This window comes from Streptomyces sp. NPDC002676, assembly GCF_053592455.1.
The window spans coordinates 1-24,021 of record NZ_JBSFVT010000033.1; the positions used below are offsets into that span (position 1 = coordinate 1).

The 24,021-nt window shown below is 71.3% G+C and carries 15 protein-coding genes and 1 pseudogene; 6 read left to right on the plus strand and 10 right to left on the minus strand.

The window, feature by feature from the left end:
- A partial coding sequence (locus tag ACWD3E_RS40535; protein WP_451392489.1) for a maltotransferase domain-containing protein occupies positions 1 to 836 on the minus strand: 836 nt, incomplete at its 3' end.
- A gap of 357 nt (positions 837 to 1,193) precedes the next feature.
- Here ACWD3E_RS40535 and glgP point away from each other — a divergent pair.
- A complete protein-coding gene (gene glgP / locus ACWD3E_RS40540; protein ID WP_451392490.1) occupies positions 1,194 to 3,821 on the plus strand; it encodes an alpha-glucan family phosphorylase in 2,628 nt (875 codons plus the stop codon).
- Positions 3,822 to 3,824: 3 nt separating this feature from the next.
- On the opposite strand, the gene ACWD3E_RS40545 is transcribed toward glgP, so the two are convergent.
- The 9 genes from ACWD3E_RS40545 to glgX all read right to left on the minus strand — a co-directional run bounded on the left by ACWD3E_RS40545 (position 3,825) and on the right by glgX (position 18,942).
- Positions 3,825 to 4,346: a DUF1990 domain-containing protein gene (locus tag ACWD3E_RS40545; RefSeq protein ID WP_451392491.1), complete on the minus strand. Its 522-nt coding sequence runs from the start codon at positions 4,344 to 4,346 to the stop codon at positions 3,825 to 3,827.
- An 83-nt stretch (positions 4,347 to 4,429) separates the two neighbouring features.
- Positions 4,430 to 6,094 carry a M4 family metallopeptidase gene (locus ACWD3E_RS40550; protein ID WP_451392492.1) on the minus strand — a complete coding sequence of 555 codons (1,665 nt, stop codon included), beginning with the start codon at positions 6,092 to 6,094 and terminating at the stop codon, positions 4,430 to 4,432.
- A gap of 248 nt (positions 6,095 to 6,342) precedes the next feature.
- Positions 6,343 to 8,427, minus strand: coding sequence for a M4 family metallopeptidase (locus ACWD3E_RS40555; RefSeq protein WP_451392493.1), 2,085 nt, complete (start codon positions 8,425 to 8,427; stop codon positions 6,343 to 6,345).
- Between the two features lie 266 nt (positions 8,428 to 8,693).
- Positions 8,694 to 10,457: an ABC transporter ATP-binding protein gene (locus ACWD3E_RS40560; RefSeq protein ID WP_451392494.1), complete on the minus strand. Its 1,764-nt coding sequence runs from the start codon at positions 10,455 to 10,457 to the stop codon at positions 8,694 to 8,696.
- Positions 10,454 to 12,178 carry an ABC transporter ATP-binding protein gene (locus tag ACWD3E_RS40565; protein ID WP_451392495.1) on the minus strand — a complete coding sequence of 575 codons (1,725 nt, stop codon included), beginning with the start codon at positions 12,176 to 12,178 and terminating at the stop codon, positions 10,454 to 10,456. The genes ACWD3E_RS40560 and ACWD3E_RS40565 overlap by 4 nt, the downstream gene beginning before the upstream one ends.
- A 26-nt stretch (positions 12,179 to 12,204) precedes the next feature.
- Positions 12,205 to 14,058, minus strand: coding sequence for an ABC transporter ATP-binding protein (locus ACWD3E_RS40570; RefSeq protein ID WP_451392496.1), 1,854 nt, complete (start codon positions 14,056 to 14,058; stop codon positions 12,205 to 12,207).
- Positions 14,055 to 15,869 (minus strand): ABC transporter ATP-binding protein, encoded by a 1,815-nt coding sequence (locus ACWD3E_RS40575; protein ID WP_451392497.1) that lies wholly within the window; start codon positions 15,867 to 15,869, stop codon positions 14,055 to 14,057. Before ACWD3E_RS40575 ends, ACWD3E_RS40570 begins: the two co-directional genes overlap by 4 nt.
- Positions 15,870 to 15,994: 125 nt before the next feature.
- Positions 15,995 to 16,540, minus strand: coding sequence for an RICIN domain-containing protein (locus tag ACWD3E_RS40580; protein WP_451392498.1), 546 nt, complete (start codon positions 16,538 to 16,540; stop codon positions 15,995 to 15,997).
- A 140-nt stretch (positions 16,541 to 16,680) separates the two neighbouring features.
- A complete protein-coding gene (gene glgX / locus ACWD3E_RS40585) occupies positions 16,681 to 18,942 on the minus strand; it encodes a glycogen debranching protein GlgX (protein WP_451392499.1) in 2,262 nt (753 codons plus the stop codon).
- A 339-nt stretch (positions 18,943 to 19,281) separates the two neighbouring features.
- Between glgX and ACWD3E_RS40590 the strand changes: the two genes are divergently transcribed.
- The 5 genes and pseudogenes from ACWD3E_RS40590 (at position 19,282) to ACWD3E_RS40610 (ending at position 23,840) form a co-directional block, all read left to right on the plus strand.
- A complete protein-coding gene (locus ACWD3E_RS40590) occupies positions 19,282 to 20,505 on the plus strand; it encodes a L,D-transpeptidase (protein ID WP_451392500.1) in 1,224 nt (407 codons plus the stop codon).
- Positions 20,506 to 20,693: 188 nt separating this feature from the next.
- Positions 20,694 to 20,816, plus strand: a pseudogene (locus ACWD3E_RS40595) (hypothetical protein); the annotation flags it as partial.
- 79 nt (positions 20,817 to 20,895) lie between these two features.
- Positions 20,896 to 21,405, plus strand: coding sequence for an MmyB family transcriptional regulator (locus ACWD3E_RS40600; protein ID WP_451392501.1), 510 nt, complete (start codon positions 20,896 to 20,898; stop codon positions 21,403 to 21,405).
- Between the two features lie 104 nt (positions 21,406 to 21,509).
- Positions 21,510 to 22,745, plus strand: coding sequence for a L,D-transpeptidase (locus ACWD3E_RS40605; protein ID WP_451392502.1), 1,236 nt, complete (start codon positions 21,510 to 21,512; stop codon positions 22,743 to 22,745).
- Positions 22,746 to 23,072: 327 nt separating this feature from the next.
- The gene (locus ACWD3E_RS40610) at positions 23,073 to 23,840 is read left to right on the plus strand and encodes an enoyl-CoA hydratase/isomerase family protein (RefSeq protein ID WP_451392503.1); all 768 of its coding nucleotides are present in this window, start codon (positions 23,073 to 23,075) and stop codon (positions 23,838 to 23,840) included.
- Positions 23,841 to 24,021: the final 181 nt, after the last annotated feature.

Consider the following 24,021-nt stretch of genomic DNA (forward strand, 5'->3'; position numbering starts at 1 on the left):
GCGGGGGTGAGGGTGTTGTTGCGGCCCTTGCGGAACGTCGTACCGATCGGATGGATCGGCGGCAGGTAGACGACGTCGAAGCCCATCTCCGCGATCGCCTTCAACCTCCGCGCTGCCGTGCGGAAGGTGCCGTGGGGCTTTCGGGCGGTGCCCTCGGAGCGCGGGAAGAACTCGTACCAGGAGCCGTACAGGGCGCGTTCGCGCTCGACGAGCAGCGGCATCGCGTCGGAGGCGGTGACCAACTCCCGCAAGGGATGGCGGGCCAGGATCGCGTCCACCTCCGGCGCCAGCGCCGCCGCGAGCCGCCAGGCGGCCGGGCGGTTCTCGTTCCGCAGGGCCGCCACCGCCTCCCGCAGGGCCCTGCGCTGCCGTTCGGGGACCCCGGCGACCGCGCGCTCGTACAGCAGCGCGCCCTCCGCCAGGACGAGTTCGGTGTCGATCCCCGCCGGGATCTTGATCCGGGCATGGTGCCGCCAGGTGGTGACCGGATCCGCCCAGGCCTCCACCGTGTAGGTCCAGTGGCCGGGTTCGCCCGCCGTGACCGTGGCGCCCCAGCGGTCGGTGCCGGGGGCGAGTTCCCGCATCGGCGTCCAAGGCCCGGCCCGGCCCTCCGGATCCCTGAGGACGACGTTCGCGGCGACGGCGTCGTGGCCCTCCCGGAACACGGTGGCCGACACCTCGAAGGACTCACCGGTCACCGCTTTCGCCGGCCTGCGCCCGTGCTGCACCACGGGGCGCACGTCGAGGACGGGGATCCGGCCGACGGTGGTGATCGCGTGTGTGCTGGTGCTGGTGCCCGTCGTCGGGAGCGCTGACGGGTGGTGCTTGGCTGGCATGACCGCTCCTGTCCGCTTCAACGGGGGTGTGGGCGGATGGGTGTGGGGCCGTGGATCCTGCGGGGGTGCTGGTACGACGGTGAGGCGTACCGGAGGAGCCTTCCACTCTATTCGGGTGGGCAATCCGGCACCTTGTTAACTACTCAGCCGTATGTCGACATACAAGACCGGATACCGCGCGCGATGGCCGACGCGCCGGTCCTCGCGCCCCGTTCGTGCCTCACCCGCGCCTCCGGCGCGCCCCGACACCCTGTCCCGGTATGTCCCCACCGACCCCTCGGTAACCACTACCGTCGACGGTGACGACGAGACGTACAGCGCCGTGCGTCTCACCCCGCAACGCCGCTGAGGTGGAATGTGAAGGCGATCCGTCGGTTCACCGTCCGTCCCGTTCTCCCCGACCCCCTCCGGCCGCTGAACGAACTGGCGCGTAATCTGCGCTGGTCCTGGCATGCGGAAACGCGCGACCTGTTCCAGTCCGTCGATCCCGAGCGCTGGGCCAAGGCCGGGGGTGATCCGGTGCGGCTGCTGGGCAGCGTGGCCCCGGCGCGGCTGGCCGAGCTGGCCGGGGACCGGCGTTTTCTGCGCCGTCTCACGGCCGTCGCCGACGACCTGGGCGACTATGTGACCGGCGATCGCTGGTACCAGGCGCAGGCCGAGGGGCTGCCCGCGGCCGTCGCCTACTTCTCCCCGGAGTTCGGGATCACCGCCGCGCTGCCCCAGTACTCCGGCGGCCTCGGCATCCTCGCCGGCGACCATCTGAAGGCGGCCAGTGATCTGGGCGTACCGCTGATCGGTGTCGGACTGCTGTACCGGCACGGGTACTTCCGCCAGACCCTCTCCCGTGACGGCTGGCAGCAGGAGCACTACCCGGTGCTCGACCCGAACGAGCTGCCCCTCGGCCAGCTGAGGGACGAGGACGGCTCCCCGGCGCGCGTCTCCCTCGCCCTTCCCGGCGGCCGGGCGCTGCATGCGCGGATCTGGCTGGCGCAGGTGGGCCGGGTGCCGCTGCTGATGCTCGACTCGGACGTGGAGGAGAACGACCTCGGCGAGCGAGGGGTGACCGACCGGCTGTACGGCGGCGGCAGCGAGCACCGGCTGCTCCAGGAGATGCTGCTGGGCATAGGAGGGGTGCGGGCCGTACGGACGTATTGCCGGCTCACCGGGCATCCGGAGCCCGAGGTGTTCCACACCAACGAGGGGCACGCCGGTTTCCTCGGTCTGGAGCGGATCGCCGAGCTGTGCGACGGCGGACTGGACTTCGACTCCGCGCTGGAGGCCGTACGCGCCGGGACCGTGTTCACCACGCACACCCCGGTCCCGGCCGGCATCGACCGCTTCGACCGGGAGGCGGTCGCCCGGCACTTCGGGCCGGACGCCGAACTCCCGCGCATCGACGTGCAGCGCATCCTGGCGCTGGGCATGGAGACCTATCCGGGAGGCGAGCCCAACCTGTTCAACATGGCCGTGATGGGGCTCCGGCTCGCCCAGCGGGCCAACGGGGTGTCGCTGCTGCACGGGCAGGTCAGCCGGGAGATGTTCGCGGGGCTGTGGCCGGGATTCGACGCCGAGGAGGTGCCGATCACCTCCGTGACCAACGGGGTGCACGCGCCCACCTGGGTCGCCCCGGAGGTGCTCCGGCTCGGCGCCCGGCAGGTCGGCGCCCCCTGCGCCGAGGATGCGCTGACCGTCGGCGGCACGGAACGCTGGGACGCGGTCACCGACATCCCGGACCAGGAGATCTGGGAGCTGCGCCGAGCCCTGCGCGAGCAGCTGGTGCTGGAGGTACGGGACCGGCTGCGCGCCTCCTGGCGGCAACGCGGCGCCGGAGACGCCGAGTTGGGCTGGATCGACGGAGTCCTCGACCCCGACGTGCTGACCATCGGCTTCGCCCGGCGCGTGCCGTCGTACAAGCGGCTCACCCTCATGCTGCGGGACCGCGACCGGTTGCTGGAGCTGCTGCTGCATCCCGAGCACCCGGTCCAGATCGTCGTCGCGGGCAAGGCGCACCCGGCGGACGACAGCGGCAAGCGGCTCGTGCAGGAGCTGGTGAAGTTCGCCGACGACCCGCGGGTGCGCCACCGCATCGTCTTCCTGCCGGACTACGGCATGGCGATGGCGCAGAAGCTCTACCCGGGCTGTGACGTCTGGCTGAACAACCCGCTGCGCCCGCTGGAGGCCTGCGGCACGAGCGGGATGAAGGCGGCGCTGAACGGCTGCCTCAACCTCTCGGTGCTGGACGGCTGGTGGGACGAATGGTTCCAGCCGGACTTCGGCTGGGCCATCCCGACCGCCGACGGCGCTGGCACCGACCCCGACCGCCGTGACGACATCGAGGCGGCGGCCCTGTACGACCTGCTGGAGCGGCGGGTCGCCCCGCGCTTCTACGAGCGCGGGCGGGGCGGGCTGCCCGACCGGTGGATCGAGATGGTCCGCCAGACGCTGACCCTGCTGGGTCCGAAGGTGCTGGCCGGCCGCATGGTCCGGGAGTACGTCGAGCGGCTCTACGCCCCCGCCGCCCAGGCACATCGCGCGCTGACCCCGGACACCGCGCGCGAACTGGCTGCCTGGAAGGCCAGGGTGCGCGCTGCCTGGCCCGGCGTGAGCGTCGAGCATGTCGAGACGACCGAGACGACCGAGACGACGGCCACGGCGGAACTCGGCACGAGCGTCGGCCTTCGGGTCCGGGTCGGCCTCGGCGAGCTGAGCCCGGACGATGTCGAGGTCCAGGCGGTGTCGGGACGTGTCGACTCGGAGGACCGCATCACCGACGCCACGACGGTCCCGCTGAAGCCGGCCGGCACGCCCGACCTGGACGGCCGTGTGCTGTACGAGGGACCTCTCGCGCTGGACCGCACGGGGCCCTACGGCTACACGGTCCGCATCCTCCCGTCCCACCGTCTGCTGGCCTCGGCGGCGGACGCCGGGCTGGTGACCGTGCCGTCGGTGGAGGCGGTGGAGGGGGCGGGGGTGCTGTTGAGGTGAGGGTCAGTCCTGGGGATTCGTGGTGGCCAGGTCCCGCAGGATCTTGCCGCACCGCCGTGCGTAGGCGTGCTGCAGCCCTCGCGTCGCCGGTCCTCCGGCGCGGGCGTACCACTTGGCGCCCTTGCTGAACGCGGCCACCGTGAGCCAGACCGTGCCGTCGCCGGTGCGGTCGACGACGAAGGCCTCCTCGCCGCACTCGGGGTGGCCCTCCAGGGTGCCGTAGGCCCAGCCGGCCCGGCGGGGTTCCTCCACCGTCCAGATGATGCGGCAGGGGGCCTTGATCAGGCCGGCGAGGGTGACCGTGACGTCGACGCCGGGGGCCGCGCGGTCGGCGGCGGCGTCGATGCCGACGCCCATCGCGCGGTGCATCTCCCAGCTGAGGACGGCCTCGGCGGCTCGGCGGAAGACCTCCGGGCCCTCGCCGAGGCGGGTGCGTACCAGCATCGGGTGGAAGCCGGGCGGGCAGGCGGCCAGGTCGTCGCGGGTCGCGCCGACGGGCTCGTACGTGAAGGGCGCCGAGGACATGGGTCACAAGAGTAGGGCGGTACCCGGAACACGCTCGTTCCGGGTACCGCCCTCAGTTCTGCCGGTCGGTCGACCGGTCGCCGCTAGGCGACGTTGACCGCGGACCAGGCCGCCGCCACCGCGTTGTACTCGGCGCTGCCGGAGCCGTACAGGTCCGCCGCCGCGCTCAGGGTGCCCGTGCGGGCCGCCTTGTAGTTGGTGGTCGACGTGAAGTACGTGGTCAGCGCCTTGTACCAGATCTGCAGCGCCTTGTCCCGGCCGATGCCGGTGACCGTGGAGCCGTTGGACGTCGGGGAGTTGTAGGTCACCCCGTTGATCGTCTTCGAACCGCTGCCCTCGGACAGCAGGTAGAAGAAGTGGTTGGCGACACCGGACGAGTAGTGCACGTCCAGGCTGCCCACGCCCGAGGACCAGGAGTCGGCGGAGCCGCCGTCCTTGCTGGGCTTGTCCATGTAGCGCAGCGGGGTGCCGTCACCGTTGATGTTGATCTTCTCGCCGATGAGGTAGTCACCGGGGTCCGAGGCGTTGTTCGCGTAGAACTCCACACCCGTGCCGAAGATGTCCGAGGTGGCCTCGTTCAGGCCGCCGGACTCACCGCTGTAGTTCAGGCCCGCGGTGTTGGCGGTGACTCCGTGGCTCATCTCGTGACCGGCCACGTCCAGCGAGGTCAGCGGGTCGGTGTTGTTCGTGCCGTCACCGTAGGTCATGCAGAAGCAGCTGTCGTCCCAGAACGCGTTGACGTACGCGTTGCCGTAGTGGACGCGGGAGTAGGCGGCGACGCCGTTGTTCTTGATGCCGCTGCGACCGAAGGTGTTCTTGTAGAAGTCCCAGGTCTCCGCGGCGCCGTAGGCGGCGTCGACGGCCGCGGTCTGGTCGGTGGAGGAGCTGGAGGCGGTGCCGGTGCCCCACACGTTGTCCGCGTCGGTGAACAGGGTGCCCTGGGTGGACGTGGACTTGTGCGCCTTGTTGTAGACCTTGTGGCCGCCGCGCGTGGTGTCGTTCAGCTGGTACGACGAGCCCGACAGCGTGGTGTTCAGGCTGACGGTGCCGGAGTACAGGCTCTTGCCGGTGCCGGTCGCGTTCTCGATGCCCTGGTACTCGAAGAGCTTCTTGCCGGTGGCCGCGTCGGTGATGACGTGCAGCTGGTTCGGGGTGCCGTCGTCCTGGAGGCCGCCGACGATCGTCTCGAAGGCGAGGACGGGCTTGCCGGAGCCGGCCCAGATCACCTTGCGCGCGCCGTCCGCGGCGGTCTTGGCGGAGCCGAGGGTCTTGGCGGCGCCCAGCGCCTGCTTCTCGGCCTTGGCGGCGGTGATCTGCGGCTTGAGCGAGGCCACCTTGATGGCCGCCTTGGTCGCCTTGGTGACGCCCTCGGTCTTGCCGGCCTTCGAGGTGTGGACCACGAGGTCGCCACCGAGGACCGGGAGGCCCGCGTAGGTGCGCTCGTAGCGGGTGTGCACGGTGCCGTCGACGTCCTTGACGACGTCCTTGACGACCAGCTTCTCCTTGGCGCCGAGGCCTATGTGGCGCGCGGTGTCGGCCGCGCCGGCCTGGGCCTGCTGGATCAGGGTGGTACGCGCAGCGGCGGACAGCGTGGTCGGCGCGGCGGCCAGCGGCTTCATGCCGACGGACCCGGCCGGGGTCTGGGCGGAGGCACTGGTGGTCAGACCAGTGGAGAGCAGAGCTCCGGCGGCGACAGCGGTGGCGACGGCCAGAGAGGTGCGCTTGTGACGCGCAGAGAGGGGGCTCACTTAAAGCTCCTTCGTGGGGGAGCCCGACCGGTGTGGGGTTACGGGTCGGGTGTGGCTTGCGTGAACTTGCTGTGCTGCTGCGGCGGGTGGGGAGAGAGTGACATCAGGGCCGCGTACATGTCAGGCCCCTTAAACGATGTTGGCCGAAAATCGACTGTCTGATAAATGTTGCAGCCATGTAAACGGGCGCCGCCCGAGAGGTGTGACCTCTCGGACGGCCCCTTGTTTCCGGCCCTGTGGCCCGTGGTTTACGGGAACGTCAGCTTCCAGTCGTTCAGCGTGCCCGTGTCGTACGTGGCCTGATCCTGCACCCGCAACTTCCAGGTTCCGTTGGCCGATTCGGACGAGGCGTTGACCGTGTAGGTCTGCTTGACGTTGTCCGCCGAGTCCGAGGAGCTGAAGTTCTTCAGCCGGTAGGCGGTGCCCGAGGGGCCGATCAGATCGATCACCAGGTCACCGCGCCAGGTGTGCGTGATGTCGACGCTCACCTGGAGGTTGCTCGGCGCGTTCCCGGTCCGGCCGGTGACGTTGATGGAGGAGGTCACCGCGGGGCCGTTGTCCGGGATGGCCACCGGCGTGTTGTTGTCGTACGTCGTACCCGTGCCGCCGCCACCGCCGCCCGAGCGGGAGCCGACGTTGACGGCTGCCCAGGCGTCCTGCACCGCCGCGTACTCGGGACTGGTGGTGCCGTACAGCTCACCGGCCGCCGCGAGGGTGCCGGTGCGGGCGCCCGCGTAGTCGGTGGTGGTGGTGAACTTGGTGGTCAGCGCCCGGTACCAGATCTGCAGCGCCTTGTCCCGGCCGATGCCGGTGACCGGAAGGCCGTCCGAGGTGGGCGAGTTGTAGCTGACGCCGTTGATGACCTTGGCGCCGCTGCCCTCGCTGAGCAGGTAGAAGAAGTGGTTCGCCACGCCGGACGAGTAGTGCACGTCGAGGTTGCCGACGCCCGAGGACCAGCTGTCGGCGGAGCCGCCGTCCTTGCTGGGCTTGTCCATGTAGCGCAGCGGGGTGCCATTGCCGTTGATGTCGATCTTCTCGCCGATGAGGTAGTCGCCCACGTCGGTCGAGTTGTTGGCGTAGAACTCCACGCCCGTGCCGAAGATGTCGGAGGTGGCCTCGTTCAGGCCGCCGGACTCGCCGCTGTACTCGAGGCCCGCGGTGTTGGCGGTGACACCGTGGCTCATTTCGTGGCCCGCGACGTCGAGGGAGGTCAGCGGGTCGGTGTTGCCGGAGCCGTCGCCGTAGGTCATGCAGAAGCAGCCGTCGTCCCAGAAGGCGTTCACGTAGGCGTTGCCGTAGTGGACGCGGGAGTAGGCGCCGACGCCGTTGTTCTTGATGCCGCTGCGGCCGAAGGTGTTCTTGTAGAAGTCCCAGGTCTCCGCGGCGCCGTAGTGGGCGTCCGCGCCCGCGGTGGCCGCGTTGGACGTGGTGCTGTTGCCCCAGGTGTCGTTGGACTGGGAGAACAGGCTGCCGGTGCCCGAGGTGCCGTGGTTCAGGTTGTAGGTCTTGTGGCCGCCGCGCGCCCCGTCGTTGAGCGTGAACGTCGAGCCCGACTGGGTCGTCGTCAGGCTGACCTGGCCGCTGTACTGGGTGTTGCCGATGCCGGTCTTGATGCCCTGGTACTCGAAGAGCTTCTTGCCGGTGGCCGCGTCGGTGATGACGTGCAGCTGGTTCGGGGTGCCGTCGTCCTGGAGGCCGCCGACGACCGTCTCGTAGGCGAGGACGGGCTTGCCGGAGCCGGCCCAGATGACCTTGCGCACGTGGTCCGCGGCGGACTTGGTGCTGCCGAGCGCCTTGGCCCGTGCCACGGCCTGCCGCTCCACCGCGGCCTTGGACACGGCCGGGGTGAGGCCGGCGACCTTCAGCGTCCGGCTGTTCGCCTTGATGACCTGCTTGGTGGCGCCCGACTTGGCGGTGTCCACGATCAGGTCGCCGCCGAGCACCGGCAGACCGGCGTAGGTGCGCTCGTAGCGGGTGTGGACCGTGCCGTCGGCGTCCTTGACGACGTCCTTGACGGCCAGCCTCTCCTGGACGCCGAGGCCGATCGCCTTGGCGGTGGCCGCCGTGGTGGCGTCGGCGTGGCGGATCAGCTCGGTGCGCTGCGAGGGCGTGAGCTTCACGGCCAGGTGGGCAAGGTTGGCCTTGCCGGTCCGCGCCTGGTCGGCCGGGGCGGCGGTGGCGGCGCCCGACTGGACGGCCGCGGCGACGAGCGCGGCGACACCGGCGAGTGCGACGGTGGCGGTGCGGCGGTGCGCGGTGTGGGAGGTGCGTCCGCGAGAGGTATTGCGTCTCAACACTGACTCCTTCTGCGTGACCGCGGGTCGCGCGGCCATGGGGAGACCGGACGGTGGCGCCGACCGGGCAGAACAGACCGGGCGGTGGGGCCGTCCGGGCGGTACAGGGCATTGCGCAGAAACCGTGTGGGTGTTGCAGGGCCGCTCACGCAGGGCATGCAGAAGTGGGGTCGCGATGAATCGGCCGTGGGAAGAGTGGCAGGAGAGAGGGTTTCCTGTCAGGACCACGTCATAAACTTGGCTGGAAATGGTCCGTTGACCGGATATTCATGTTCGCTATACGGACTGTTCGGTATACGGACACCTCATGCGGGCCGCTCGGAAGTGTCCCCGTGCCAGGTCCGCCACAGCGCCGCGTACGCCCCGCCGGCCGCCACCAGGTCCTCGTGCGTGCCGAGTTCCGTCAGCAGGCCGTCCTCCATCACCGCGACCCGGTCCGCGTCATGGGCCGTGTGCAGGCGGTGGGCGATGGCGATGACCGTACGGCCCTCCAGGACGGCGGCCAGGGCGCGTTCGGTGTGCCGGGCCGTGGCCGGATCCAGCAGGGCCGTCGCCTCGTCCAGGATCAGCGTGTGCGGATCCGCCAGCACCACGCGGGCCAGGGCGAGTTGCTGGGCCTGGGAGCCGTCGGTGGGGTGGTCCTGCGGGCCCAGGAGGGTGTCCAGGGCCTCGGGCAGGTCGCGGACCCAGTCGTCGGCGCCCACGGCCGCCAGCGCCGCCCACAACTCGTCGTCCGTGGCCGCCGGTTCGGCGATCAGGAGGTTGTCGCGGACCGTGCCCAGGAAGACATGGTGCTCCTGGGTGACCAGTACGACCTGGCGGCGCAGCAGCTCCGGCGCGAGCGCCGCGACCGGCACCCCGCCCACCGTCACCGTGCCGTGCGTCGGCACGTCGATGCCCGCGAGCAGCCGGCTCAGCGTCGTCTTCCCGGCGCCGGACGGGCCGACCACCGCCAGCCGCTCACCGGGCCTGACTGTCAGGTCGACACCGCGCAGCACCTCGCCGCCGCGGTCGTAGGCGAACCGCACCCCGGTGACGTCCAGGCGGTCGTCCGCGGGGGCGGTGCGCCCGTCCTCCGGTGCCGCCTTCGGGGTGCGGGCGAGGCCCTCGACCCGGGCGAACGAGGCGCCGCTGACCTGCAGTTGCTCGACCCGCATCAGCACCGCGTCCAGCGGCTCGCTGAGCTGGCGCAGATACAGGCCCGCCGCCACGACCGTGCCCACGCTCACCGTGCCGTGCGCGTGCAGCACCCCGCCGGCCAGCAGCACCCCGGCCACGGGCAGCAGGTAGGACACCTCGACCCCGACGAAGAACACCGTGCGCAGATACAGCGTGTAGAAGCGGGTGCGCCGGGACGTCTCCAGCGCCTCCCGGCTGGTGGCGGTGCGCCGCTGCGCGAGCCGGAACGCCTCGACCGTCCGCGCCCCGGCCGCCGTCGCCGCGAGGATCTCGGCGACCTCCGAGGTGGCCTCGCCCTCGGCGAGATACCCCGCGCGGGCCCGGCGCAGATACCAGCGCAGGACGGCCGTGATGGGCACGAGGCCGACCATCCCGACGGCGCCGAGCAGCGGGTCGAGCAGGAACACCGCGCCGAGCAGGAACAGCGACTGGACGCCGGAGACGAGCAGTTCGGGGCCGACGTCGCGCAGCGTGGTGCCGACGGTCGTCACGTCGGCCGTGCCGCGCGCGGTCAGGTCGCCGGTGCCGGCCCGCTCCACGACGGCCGCGGGCAGCGCCAGCGCCCGGTCGACGAACTCCTCGCGGACCCGGCCCAGCGTCCGCTCCCCGAACCGGTGCCCCGCGTACCGCGCCCAGCGCGCCAGCAGCATTTGCGCCACCGAGCACAGCAGGATGGCGGGCGCCAGCCGGTCGACCGCGCCGACCCCGCCCCCGGAGCGCACCTCGTCCACGATCCGCCCGACCAGCCAGGGCCCGGCAAGCCCCGCCCCGGCCGCCGCCGCGTTCAGCGCCAGCACGAGCGCGAACACCCGCCCGTCGGCCCGCACCAGCCGCAGCGCGGCCCGCCGCACCTGCTCGGGCCCGGCGACGGGCAGCTTCCCGCGCGTCATCGCACCGTCTCCTCGGTGTCGGCCGGATCGGTGTCGCGGGACACCAGTGCCCGGTATCCCGGTTCCCCGGCGAGCAGTTGGCGGTGGGTGCCGGTGGCCGCGAGCTTGCCGTCGACCAGGTAGTGCACGGTGTCCGCACGGTCCAGGACGAGCGGCGAGGTGGTCGTCAGCACGGTCGTACGGCCCTTGCGGGCCGCGCGCAGCCGGACGGCCACCGTGGACTCGGTGTGGGCGTCGAGCGCGGAGGTCGGTTCCACGGCGAGCAGCACCTCCGGGTCGGCCAGCAGGGCCCGGGCGAGCCGTACGCGCTGGCGCTGGCCGCCGGAGAGGTTGCGGCCCTGGGCGTCGATCAGGGAGTCGAGGCCGTCGGGCAGGCCGCGCACGATGTCGTCGGCCGCCGCCGCGTGCACCGCGCCCAGCACCTCCGCCTCCTCCCGTTCCCGCAATCCGCCCACCAGTTCGCCGAGCGGACCCGCGAACAGGTCGGCCTCGTGGTCGGCGACCAGGATGCGCTCGCGCACCCGGGGCAGCGGGATCGCGTCCAGACGTACCCCGCCCCAGGTGACGTCCGAGGGCGCGTAGCGGCCCAGGCGGTCGACGACGGCCGCGGCATCGGCCGGGCGGGCGCCGGCCAGCGCCGTCAGCTGCCCGGGCGGCACCCGCACGCCCGACTCCGGGTCGTGCAACACCGACGGCTCGCCGGGCGGCTCCGCGGTCCCGGTGTCCGGCTCGGGCTCCAGCCGCAACAGCGCCACGACCCGCCGGGCGGCCACCACACCGCGGCCCAGGTAGTAGCCGACGTCCACCAGCATCGCCACCGGCCACCCCGCCAGCACCGCCACATAGCCGTACACCGACACCAGCTCGCCCACGGTGATCTCCCCGCGGGCCGCCATCCGCGCCGCCAGCCAGGTCACCACGCCGAGGAACAGCGTCGGCAGCCCCGCGCCTAGCGCCTCGATCCAGCTGGTCACCGCGCCGACCCGGTACCCCTGGTCGCGCAGCCGCCGCGACTGAGCGCGGAAGGAGTCGGCGAACAGCCCCTTGCCACCGAGGCCGTTGAGGACGCGCAGACCGCCCGCGAGGTCGCCGATGCGCGCCGTCAGCAGGCCCTGCCGCTCGCGGTACTCCGTCTCCGCCCGCTGCAGCCGGCGCAGCAGCGGCCCGACGATCAGGGTGACGAGCGGCACCCCGACCAGCACCACCACCGCCAGCCGCACGGAGACGGACAGCAGCAGACCGGCGACCGCGAAGCACGCCATGACCGAGCCCACACCGGGCCCGACCACCGTCAGCGCCGTCGCGATCGTCTGTACGTCGGCCACGCCGATGGTGACCACCTCGCCGGCCCCCATCTGCGCGGGCAGCGCGGCCCCCAGCCGTACCGCGTGCCCGACCACGACCTTCACCGTGCGGAAGTTGGCGTCCAGCCGCACCCGGGTCATCACCCGGTGCCGCATGATGCTCAGCCAGGCATTGACTGCCCCGACCACGAACAGCGCGGCCGTCCACCCGGCCAGCGCCCCCGTGTCGCCCGGCTCCAGCCCCTCGTCGATCGCCCTGGCCATCAGATACGGGGTCGCCGCCAGCAGCACCATCCACACGCTGCCGAACACCGCCCCGGCCACGCACCGGCCGGGCTGCCGGGTCACCAGCCACCACAGGTACCACCAGCCGCCGCGACGGTCGGGCGTGCCCGGATCCTCGTACGCGTCGATCATCTTGTGACCGCCCCCGTCTCCGTCCCTCAGGCCAGACTGTCCCGCCACGCCCGGTGCAGATCCGCGAACCTGCCGGTGCCCGCGATCAGTTCGTCCGGCCGGCCGTCCTCCACGATCCGGCCGTGCTCCATGACCAGCACCCGGTCCGCGATCTCCACGGTCGACAGCCGGTGCGCGATCACCACGGCGGTACGGCCGCGCAGCACCGTCGACATCGCCCGCTGCACGGCCCGTTCGCCCGGGATGTCCAGGGAGCTGGTCGCCTCGTCCAGGATCAGCACCGCCGGGTCGGCAAGCAACGCCCGTGCGAACGCGACCAGTTGGCGCTGCCCGGCGGAGATGCGCCCGCCGCGCTTGCGTACGTCGGTGTCGTAGCCGTCGGACAGGGCGCTGATGAACTCGTGCGCTCCGATCGCCTTCGCGGCTTGCTCGATCTCCTCCCGGGTGGCGTCCGGGCGGCCGATCGCTATGTTGTCCGCGACCGTGCCGGAGAACAGGAACGCCTCCTGCGTCACCATCACCACCCCGCGCCGCAGCTCCGGCGTCGCCAGCTCCCGCAGGTCGACCCCGTCCAGCAGCACCCGCCCCTCGGTCGGGTCGTAGAAGCGGGCGAGCAGCTTGGCCAGCGTCGACTTGCCCGCGCCGGTCGAGCCGACCACCGCGACCGTCTGCCCGGCCGGCAGGGCCAGGTCGAAGCGGGGCAGCACCTCGCCGCCGGTGCGGTAGGCGAAGCGGACGCCGTCGAAGACGACCTCGCGGCCGGGGAACTCGCTCTTCAGCGGCGGCAGTTCCTTCGGGACGGACGGCTCCGGCACGGACGGGGTCTGCGCCAGCAGCCCGGCGATCTTCTCCAGGGAGGCAGCCGCCGACTGGTAGGAGTTCAGGAACATGCCGAGCCGGTCGATCGGGTCGTACAGCCGCCGCAGATACAGTACGGAGGCGGCCAGCACGCCCAGCTCCAGCGAGCCGGACGCCACCCGGTAGCCGCCCCACAGCACGATCGCCGCGACCGACGTGTTGGCCACCAGCCGCGAACCGACCACGTACCGGGCCATCTCCAGCAGCGCGTCCCCGTTCGCCCGCTCGTACCGCTTGTTGAGCCCGGCGAACTCGGCGTCGTTCGCGGCCTCCCGGCGGAAGGCGCGCACCGGACGGATGCCGTTCATCGTCTCCACGAACTTCACGATCACCGCCGCGATCGCCGTGGACCGGGACCGGAACATCCGCCCCGCGCGCCGCTGGTAGAGCCGTACGAGCAGATACAGCGGGACGAAGGAGGCCACGGCGACCGCGCCGAGGCCGAGATCCAGCCAGAGCAGCATCGCCGCGATGTAGACGAAGGACAGCACGACCGTCACCAGCTCCTGGAGCCCCTCGTCGAGGAGTTCGCGCAGCGACTCGACGTCGGTCGTGGAGCGGGAGATGAGCCGCCCGGACGTGTACCGCTCGTGGAAGTCGACGCTCAGCGCCTGCGCGTGCCGGAAGATCCGGCCCCGCAGATCCAGCAGCACGTCCTGGCTGACCCGGGCGGAGGTCTCGATGAAGGCGACCTGCAACAGCCCCGAGACCAGGGCGCAGAGCAGATAGCCGACGCCGACCGCGATCAGGGGACCGTGGCGGTGGTCCCGGAACGCGGGTACGGCCTTGTCGATGGCGTACGCCACCAGCAGCGGGCCCGTCTGCACCGCCGCCTGCTGGAGCAGCAGGAGGAGGGCGGTGAGCGTGACGCGGGCCTTCAGCGGCGCGAGCAGGGAGCGCAGCAGAGCGGCCGTGGCGCCGGGTGCGGTGGGCAGGACGTCCTGGTCGAAGGGGTCGCCGGCGGGCGGCGGGACCGGGTCGCCGCTGTCCGTGGCGGGAGCGGAGGTGGTCGTGGTGGTCACCGCTGTTCCTCCAGTTCTCCGGACAGCTCCCCGGACGGTTCCCCGGACATCAGGTGGGCGTACTCGGCGTTCGTGCGCAGCAGTTCGTGATGGGTGCCGACGGCGGCTATGCGGCCTTCCGACAGCAGGGCGACCCGGTCGGCGAGCAGCACCGTGGACGGGCGGTGGGCCACGATCAGCGCGGTCGTCTGCGCGAGAACCTGCCGCAGCGCGGCCTCCACGGCGGCCTCCGTGTGCACGTCCAGGGCGGACAGCGGGTCGTCCAGCACGAGGAACTCCGGCCGGCCGACGACCGCGCGGGCCAGCGCGAGGCGCTGCCGCTGCCCGCCGGACAGGCTCAGGCCCTGCTCACCCACGCGGGTGTCCGTGCCCTGCGGGAGCGCGTGCGCGAAGTCGGCCTGCGCGACGCCGAGAGCGCGGTCCAGCTCCGTCTGGCCGGTACCGTCCGCGGCACCCATCAGGACGTTCTCCCCGACGCTCGCCGAGAACAGCGTCGGCTCCTCGAAGGCGACGGCGACCCTGGCGCGCAGTTCCTCGCGGGACATCGCGGTGATGTCGGCGCCGTCGAGGGTGATCCGGCCCGACGTCACCTCGTGCAGGCGCGGGACGAGCGCGGTGAGCGTTGTCTTCCCGCTGCCGGTCGCGCCGACCAGGGCCATGGACTCGCCGGGGCGTATGTGCAGGTCGATGCCGTCGAGGAGGGGCGGGGAGTGGGGCGGGGCGTCGGGGTAGCGGAACCGGACGTTCTCGAAGCGGAGTCCTTCGGTCTGCGTGGCCGGGACGGCACGGGTGGGCGCGGCCACGTCCTCCGGCACCTCGTCCATCACCTCGAAGTACCGCTCCGTGGCCGTCGCCGCCTCCTGGCTCATCGCCAGCAGGAACCCGATGGAGTCCACCGGCCACCGCAGCGCAAGTGCCGTGCTCAGAAAGGCCACCAGCGTGCCCGCCGACAGCCCGCCGTCGGCCACCCGCACCGCGCCCAGCACCAGCGCCGCCCCGATCGCCACCTCCGGAAGCGCCACGATGACGCCCCAGATCGTGGCGAGCAGCCGCGCCTTGCGCAGTTCCGTGCCGCGCAGCTTCCCCGACAGCTCGCGGAACGTCCGCGCCTGACTGCGGTGCCGGCCGAAGCCCTTGATGACGCGGATGCCGAGGACGCTCTCCTCGACCAGGGTCGTCAGATCCCCGACCTGGTCCTGCGCGCGCCGGGCGACGTGGGCGTAGCGCCGCTCGAAGACCACGCAGGTCCACATCACGGGGATGACGGGTCCGAGGATGACCAGCCCCAGCACCCAGTCCTGCATCAGCATGATCACCACGCCGACGAGGATCGTCACCGCGTTGACCAGCAGAAAGGTCAGCGGGAAGGCGAGGAACATGCGTAGCAGCATCAGGTCGGTCGTGCTCCGGGAGAGCAACTGGCCGGATGCCCAGCGGTCGTGGAACGCCACCGGGAGGCGCTGCAGATGCCGGTAGAGATCGGCCCGCATCTCCGCCTCGACGTGCGACAGCGGCCGGGCCACCAGCCAGCGCCGGATGCCGAACAGGACCGCCTCGGCGATCCCGAGCAGCAGCAGGTACAGCGCCCCGAGCCACACCCCGGACGGGTCCCGGTCGGCGACCGGCCCGTCGACCAGCCACTTCAGTACGAGCGGGATCACCAGCCCCGTACAAGAGGCGACGACGGCGACGAACGCGGCGGTGAACAGCCGCGCCCGCACCGGCCGGACGTACGGCCACAGCCTCAGCAGGGTGCGTACGGCGGACCGTTTCGCTGGGCGATTCTCGGTGGTTGCACGTGTCGTGGGCATCATCGAGAGCCTACGGACCGGCACCGGCAACGCCCACCGAGTTTCGGCCCGACCGCGGTCCGCCGCTGGTCCTACGTCCTACGTCCAGAGCGGCCTTGCTGGTGGAGGTGTCCAGGGCCACCTGCTCAGTGGCTCAACTGGCCCCAATTCTGGTCACGGTTGCCATTGCATGTCCACTGAATTGCCTTCGCTCCGACAGAGGTCCCCTTTGTGCCAAGGCACATCTTGGAATTCCTGTTGAGCATCTTGTGCCAACCTGCACTGGAACCATTCTTCCAGTACCACAGCTGGTCATTGTGGCCGTTGCAATCCCACACCATGGCAGTTGCGCCGGACGCCTTCGAGCTGCCATTGATACCCAGACACTGACCATTGTCGTTGGTCACCCGATAGTAGGAGCCGTGGGAATCGCTCCCCATCTTACTGAAGTGCCAGGACTGATCGGGGTTGCTGTTGCAGTACCACTGAAGAGCGTTTGTTCTGTTGTGTCCCCCCTGGCTCCCCAGGCAGTAGTTATTCGCGTTCATGAGTCGAGGACCGGTCGCTGCCGATGCCGTCGGCGCGAGCCCGACGAACATTGACAATGCGGCCGACATGGCACTCGCCACGACTGATACGCGCGCAAACTTGTTCATAGCCGAAATCGCTCCAGAAATTATCCGCGAATGCATTATCCGCGATCGGACCAGAGGGGTGGGCCGGCCGCGAACCGACCTCCCCCGCCGGACAATCACACCTGAGACGCTATCAGATGGTAATCAAAGGGGCTCAGTTGTATTTCACGCAGTCCGCTGCCATCCGGCCCCGGCTGTCACACAGGCGCCACCCGGAGCAGCAGCACACACCGCGCGGGCACCGTGATCGCGGTACCGGCCGGATGGACCGTGTCCGGTGCCGCCGCCTGGTCCTCGCGGGAGGTGTCCACGACGACCTCGTACTCCCGCGCCCACGGCGGCCCCGGCAGCGCGAAGGACACCGGCCGGTCGCCCGCGTGCAGCACGGCGAGGAAGCTGTCGTCGAGGACCGGCGCGCCCCGCTCGTCGCGGCCCGGGATGTCCCGCCCGGAGAGGTACATGCCGAGCGTGGCCGCCGGGGCGTACCAGTCGGCCTCGGTCATCTCCTCGCCCCGTGGGGTGAACCAGGCCAGGTCGCGCAGCCCGTCCGCCGAGTGGGCGCGGCCGGAGAAGAAGGCGCGGCGGCGCAGCACGGGGTGCCGGTGGCGCAGGGCGAGCAGCCGGGAGGTCAGGTCGAAGAGCGCGCGCCAGCCGGGCTCCGCGAGCAGGCTCCAGTCCAGCCAGCCGATCTCGTTGTCCTGGCAGTAGGCGTTGTTGTTGCCGTGCTGGGTGCGGCCGAGTTCGTCGCCCGCGACCAGCATGGGCACGCCCGTGGACAGCAGCAGGGTCGTCAGCAGGTTCCGCAGCTGCCGGCGGCGCAGCGCCCGTACACCCTCGTCGGCCGTCTCTCCCTCCGCCCCGCAGTTCCAGGAGCGGTTGTCGTCGCTGCCGTCCCGGTTGTCCTCGCCGTTGGCCTCGTTGTGTTTGGTCTCGTACGACACGAGGTCGCGCAGCGTGAAACCGTCGTGCGCGGTGACGAAGTTGACGGAGGCGTAGGGGCGCCGGCCGCCCCAGGCGTACAGGTCGCTGGAGCCGGACAGACGGTAGCCCATCTCCCGTACGTCGGGCAGCGCATGGCGCCAGAAGTCGCGGACGGTGCCCCGGTAGCGGTCGTTCCACTCCGTCCACAGGGGCGGGAAGGCGCCCACCTGGTAGCCGCCCGAGCCGACGTCCCAGGGCTCGGCGATCAGCTTCACCCGGCGCAGCACCGGGTCCTGGGCGATGACCGCGAGAAAGGGGGAGAGCATGTCGACGTCGTGCATCGAGCGGGCGAGCGCGGCGGCGAGGTCGAAGCGGAAGCCGTCCACGCCCATCTCGGTGACCCAGTAGCGCAGCGAGTCCGTGATCAGGCGCAGCACCTGCGGCCGGACGACGTGCAGGGTGTTGCCGCAGCCGGTGTAGTCGGCGTAGCGGCGGGCGTCGTCCCCGAGCCGGTAGTAGCCCCGGTTGTCGATGCCCTTCAGGGACAGCGTGGGCCCCAGCTCGCCCGCCTCGGCGGTGTGGTTGTAGACCACGTCGAGGATGACCTCGATGCCGGCCGCGTGCAGCGCGCGGACCATCCGCTTGAACTCGCCGACCTGCTGGCCCGTCGTACCGGAGGCGGCGTAGGCGGCGTGCGGGGCGAAGTAGCCGATGGAGTTGTAGCCCCAGTAGTTCCTCAGGCCCCGGCGCAGCAGATGGTCCTCGTGGGCGAACTGGTGGACGGGCAGCAGCTCCACGGCCGTCACGCCCAGCTTCACCAGGTGTTCGATCGCGGCCGGGTGCGCCAGCCCCGCGTAGGTGCCGCGCAATTCCTCGGGGATGTCCGGGTGCAGTTTGGTGAAGCCGCGCACGTGCAGCTCGTAGATGACGGAGTCGGCCCACGGGGTCTTCGGGCGGCGGTCGTCCTCCCAGTCGTCGTCATCGTCGACGACGACCCCCTTGGGCACGTACGGCGCCGAGTCCCGGTCGTCGCGCACGGTGTCGGCGACATGCTGCTCCGGCCAGTCCCGGACGTGCCCGTACAACTGCGGCGACAGCCCGGAAGTGGCGTACTCGCCGTCCACGGCGCGCGCGTACGGGTCCAGCAGCAGCTTCGCCGGGTTCCAGCGGGCGCCGGTCCACGGGTCCCAGCGGCCGTCCACCCGGTAGCCGTACCGCTGTCCGGGCCGCACGCCGGGGACGAAGCCGTGCCAGATCTCGTGCGTCAGCTCGGTCAGCGGCACCCGGGTCTCCCGGCCCCCCTCGTCGAACAGGCACAGCCGGACCGCCTCCGCCCCGCCCGCCCACAGCGCGAAGTTGGTGCCCGCGACCCCGTCCGGCCCCGTGCGGAACCGGGCCCCGAGCGGGGTCGGCGCGCCCGGCCACACCGGCGGGGCGGGCGGGGCGGCGCGGCGGGCGCCGTTCACCGCGGCGGCCTGGTGCCCGCCCTCGGCGGTCCGCGCCTCGGCCAGTGCCCGCTGCTCGGCTGCGCTCGTCACCAGTCGGCCCCTCTTTCAGTGGCTCGCCGGGGCGCGGTCGGCCGTGCCGAAGGGCCGACCGTGCCCGGACCTCCCGGCCCGCGGCACGCCCGGCCACCCGTCACGGCTGCGCCCCGACGGCTCTGACACAGCTGCGCCCCGAGACCAGAGGGGTGTCTTCCCGACCAGCTCTGTTCCCTTCTGCCGACCTGATCCTGAAGACACCCCCCTGACGAGGGCGCTGCGGCTCCCCTGTGTGTCGTCCTCCCACTGTTCTGCCCAGCGCACGGGTCGCACTCACGTTTCCCCGCAGCGGGCCCGCCGTCGTTTCCCCGGGGCGGGCCCGTCGTTGAGTCCGGCGTGAGGCACGTACAAGCACGCGCACGACGCACGGGGGCCGCGCTGGCCGCGGCACTGACATGGGCGGCTCTGCTGGCCGGCTGCTCCTCGGGCGGCTCCGGCGGACTGGACCTCGACCGGATCTTCGGCAAACCCCCTTCCCCCGAGGACGTCATCCGCATCACCCCGGACGACGGCGGCAAGGACGTCCGCCCCGACACCCGGCTGCGGGTACGGGTGCCCGACGGGCGCCTGGAGAAGGTGAAGGTCACCAGGTCCCAGGACGCGCAGGACACCCCGGTTCCCGGGCACGTCAGCGCCGACGGCCTGACCTGGAAGCCCGACGACGAGCGGCTGGCGCTCGCCGCCAAGTACACGGTCGACGCGGTCGCGCTGGACGACGAGGGCCACCGCTCGGCCCGGCACACCACCTTCACCACCTTCGTCCCCGACGAGCGGTTCATCGCCTACGTGACCCCCGAGAACCGGTCCGTCGTCGGCACCGGGATGATCGTCTCCCTCTCCTTCAGCCGGGAGATCGCCGACCGGGCCGCCGTCGAACGCGCCGTCCGCGTCACCGCGCAGCCCCCCGTGGACATCCGCCCGCACTGGTTCGGCAACGGCCGCCTGGACTTCCGCCCCGAGCACTACTGGAAGCCCGGGACGGAGGTCACCGTCGACCTGCGCCTGCGGGACGTGGCGGGGGCGCCGGGCATCTATGGCCTCCAGTACAAGACGCTCGGTTTCACCGTGGGCCGCAGCCAGGTCTCGCGGGTCGACGCGGCCAAGCACACCATGGAGGTACGGCGCGACGGAGAGCTGCTCGCCACCGTGCCGATCAGCGCCGGCGCCCCCGAACACCCCACGTACAACGGCAAGATGGTGGTGATGGACATGCTGGACGTCACCCGCATGAACAGCCGCACGGTCGGCTTCGGCGGCGAGTACGACATCCCCGACGTCCCGCACGCCATGAGACTCACCGACTCCGGCACCTTCCTGCACGGCAACTACTGGGCCCCCGACGCCCCCGGCCACGTGAACGTCAGCCACGGCTGCGTGGGCCTCAGGGACGTCAAGGGCGGCAGCTCCAACACCCCCGCCGGCTGGTTCTACGACCGCAGCCTGATCGGCGACGTCGTCGAGGTCGTGAACAGCAAGGACAAGATGGTCGCAGCCGACAACGGCCTCGGTGGGTGGAACCTGAGCTGGCAGCAGTGGACGGCGGGCAGCGCGATCAAGTGAGCACGTACGGGCGGGACTTGGGCGTCACGCGTGGGCGTCCAAGTCGAAGCCCTCGGGTGCCTGACGGCGCCGCCCATGTGCTCCGCGAACTGCTCCCGCAGGGCGGTGCCGGTCTCAGTGGTCTCGGTGGTCCCGGTGGTCTCGGCCATGGCCGACTCGGTTTCTGGTGGCTGCAATTGCGCGCCTCGATGGCGTCACGCGCCTCGTTGGCGTTGTGCTGGCGGGAGCACCGCCGCCGCTCGCAACTGGATGTCGCGGTGGCGGTCAACCTCTCCACCCGGCACCTGAGTTACATCGAGACCGGGCGCGCCACCCCGAGCCGGAACATGATCGAGCGGCTGTGCGACGAGCCGGAGGTCCCGCTGCGGGAAGGCAACGGCCCGCGCCGCCGTGGACGCCGTACTCGCGGGCCACGAGCCCAACCCGGCGCTCGCGGTCGACGTGCGCTGGCAGCTGCTGACCGCCAACCGCGCGGCGACGGCCTTCCTGGGCGACTTCCCGCCGCGCTGTGCACGCCTTCCCTCGCTCAGAGCGACCCTGCACCCCGACGGCCTGTCCCGGCGGATCCGGAACCTCGGCCAGTGGCGCGGGCACGTCCTGCGCCGCCTGCGCCGGCAGCTCGCCCGCACCACGGCGGAGGGCCTGGCGGAGCTGCCGGCCGAGATCGAGTCCTACCCGGTCCCGGCCGGCCACGCCGCCGAGGAGCCGGTCAACGACCTGGCCGTCCCGCTGCTGCTCGCCACCGACTTCGGCGACCTCAGCCTCCTGTGCACCACCACGGTCTTCGGGTCCCCGCGCGACGTGACGCTGGACGAGATCGCCATCGAGACGTTCTTCCCCGCCGACAGCGCCACGGCCGAGCTGCTGCGGGCCATGGCCGAAGTTGCGACCCAACGGTGACATTCGTCTGACAGCTTGCTCAAAACCCTGCGATTACCATGCACCAATGGGCGTGCTGGGCGCGCCGGGGTGGGCCCGACCAGGGCCTGTGAGGGGAGAACAACTTGAACGTGCGGCCGATATCGGGGGCATCGGTTGAGGGGCGGGGCACGCGCCGCAAGGGGCTGGCACTCATAGCGGGAGCCCTGCTGCTCTCGCTCACCGCGTGCGGCGGGGGCGGCGACTCGGGGTCCGGCTCCGGGGACGGCAAGGGCAAGGGCCCGGCCCAGCAGGGCAAGCAGTCCGCCGCCGCCGTGACCATATCGCCCAAGTCCGGCGCCACCGGCGTCGACACCAGGGGCGCCCTGAAGGTCAGCGTCGCCCAGGGCAAGCTGACCGAGGTCACGGTCAAGGACGCCAAGGGCGCGAAGGTCGACGGCGCCATCACCGGCGGCGGCGCCTCGTGGATGCCGTCGGCCCATCTGGCCGCCGCCACCAAGTACACGGTGCACGCGGTCGCCAAGGACTCCGCGGGCCGCGAGGCCGCCGAGGACTCCACGTTCACCACGCTCACGCCGCAGAACACCTTCGTCGGCTACTTCACCCCCGAGGACGGCTCCACCGTCGGCGTCGGCATGCCGTTCTCCATCCATTTCACCCGGGGCATCACCCATCCCCAGGACGTGGAGAAGGCCGTCCGGATCAAGACGGAGCCGGCCGTCGACGTCGAGGGCCACTGGTTCGGCAACGACCGCCTGGACTTCCGCCCCGAGCACTACTGGAAGTCCGGCACGAAGGTCACCGTCGACCTGGACCTCGACGGGGTCGAGGGCCGCGACGGCGTCTACGGCAAGCAGCACAAGACGGTGAAGTTCACCATCGGCCGCAACCAGGTCTCCGTCGTGGACGCCAAGAAGCACACGATGAAGATCACCCAGGACGGCAAGGTCATAAAGACCCTCCCGGTCACCACCGGCAAGCCCGGCTACGACACCTGGAACGGCCAGATGGTGATCAGCGAGAAGCTCGCCGTGACCCGGATGAACGGCGAGACCGTCGGCTACGGCGGCGAGTACGACATCAAGGACGTCCCGCACGCCATGCGCCTGACCACGACCGGCACCTTCATCCACGGCAACTACTGGGGCGGCGGCGCCTTCGGCAACTTCAACGCCAGCCACGGTTGCGTCGGCCTGCGCGACGTGCGCGGCGGCTACGACAAGGGCGTCCCGGCGGCCTGGTTCTTCAACCACTCGATCATCGGCGACGTGGTGGTCGTCAAGCACTCGAACGACCGCACGGTGGACCCGGCCAACGGGCTCAACGGCTGGAACCTGTCCTGGGCCGAGTGGACCAAGTAGGCCCCGCGTGACTCGGCGGGCCCGGTGCTGTGACCTACGGCACCGGGCCCGCCGTCGTCAGTCCCCGTGCTGTGCTTGCCTGGGGGACAACCCCCAGACCCCCGGCCGGGTGTGACCGACCGCACCGGACCAGGCGCCGTTAGTCCCCGTGCTGTGCTTGCCTGGGGGACAACCCCCAGACCCCCGGCCGGGTGTGACCGACCGCACCGGACCAGGCGCCGTTAGTCCCCGTGCTGTGCTTGCCTGGGGGGCAACCCCCAGACCCCCGGCCGGGTGTGACCGACCGCACCGGACCAGGCGCCGTTAGTCCCCGTTAACCTGCTGCGCATGACCGTAACTCTCGAAGTCGCCGAAGGCGTCGGAACCCTGCGTCTCGACCGGCCTCCGATGAACGCGCTGGACATCGCCACCCAGGACCGGCTGAAGGAACTCGCCGAGGAGGCCACGCGACGCGACGACGTGCGCGCCGTGGTGATCTACGGCGGCGAGCGGGTGTTCGCGGCGGGCGCGGACATCAAGGAGATGCAGGACATGGACCACACCGCGATGGTCCTGCGCGCCCGCGGCCTGCAGGACTCCTTCACCGCCGTGGCCCGCATCCCCAAGCCCGTCGTCGCCGCCGTCACCGGCTACGCGCTCGGCGGCGGCTGCGAACTGGCCCTGTGCGCCGACTACCGCATCGCCGCCGACAACGCCAAGCTCGGTCAGCCCGAGATCCTGCTGGGCCTGATCCCGGGCGCCGGCGGCACTCAGCGGCTGCCCCGCCTGGTCGGTCCCTCCAAGGCCAAGGACCTGATCTTCACGGGCCGGATGGTGAAGGCCGACGAGGCCCTGCAGATCGGCCTGGTCGACCGGGTCGTCCCGGCCGCCGAGGTGTACGAGCAGGCGCACGCCTGGGCCGCGAAGCTCGCCCAGGGGCCGGCGATCGCGCTGCGCGCGGCGAAGGAGTCCATCGACGCCGGCATCGAGACCGACCTCGACACCGGGCTCGCCGTGGAACGGAACTGGTTCGCGGGGCTGTTCGCCACCGAGGACCGGGAGCGGGGCATGCGCAGCTTCGTCGAGGAAGGGCCGGGCAAGGCCAAGTTCCTGTGATCTTCGCGACCATGTCCGTGGTGTGAACTTCCGCAAGACTGCTTGCAGTTGACGCGTCGTCTGATCCGTGGATCCCTCGATGGGGCGGTTTATGGGAACCTTACGGGAGCCTTGATCCTGCCGCGTCGAGGGAGCCTGACGATTGCCCGGAAGTGAGCCGTCGCGGCAGGTCAAAGGGGTT

Bases quoted from the DNA above. Each gene is read 5' to 3' on its own strand.
- ACWD3E_RS40555 (WP_451392493.1), bottom strand. From the start codon at position 8,427: ATGGCCGCGCGACCCGCGGTCACGCAGAAGGAGTCAGTGTTGAGACGC.
- ACWD3E_RS40580 (WP_451392498.1), bottom strand. From the start codon at position 16,540: ATGCATTCGCGGATAATTTCTGGAGCGATTTCGGCTATGAACAAGTTT.
- ACWD3E_RS40575 (WP_451392497.1), bottom strand. From the start codon at position 15,869: ATGCCCACGACACGTGCAACCACCGAGAATCGCCCAGCGAAACGGTCC.
- ACWD3E_RS40565 (WP_451392495.1), bottom strand. From the start codon at position 12,178: ATGATCGACGCGTACGAGGATCCGGGCACGCCCGACCGTCGCGGCGGC.
- ACWD3E_RS40610 (WP_451392503.1), top strand. From the start codon at position 23,073: ATGACCGTAACTCTCGAAGTCGCCGAAGGCGTCGGAACCCTGCGTCTC.
- ACWD3E_RS40545 (WP_451392491.1), bottom strand. From the start codon at position 4,346: ATGTCCTCGGCGCCCTTCACGTACGAGCCCGTCGGCGCGACCCGCGAC.
- ACWD3E_RS40560 (WP_451392494.1), bottom strand. From the start codon at position 10,457: ATGACGCGCGGGAAGCTGCCCGTCGCCGGGCCCGAGCAGGTGCGGCGG.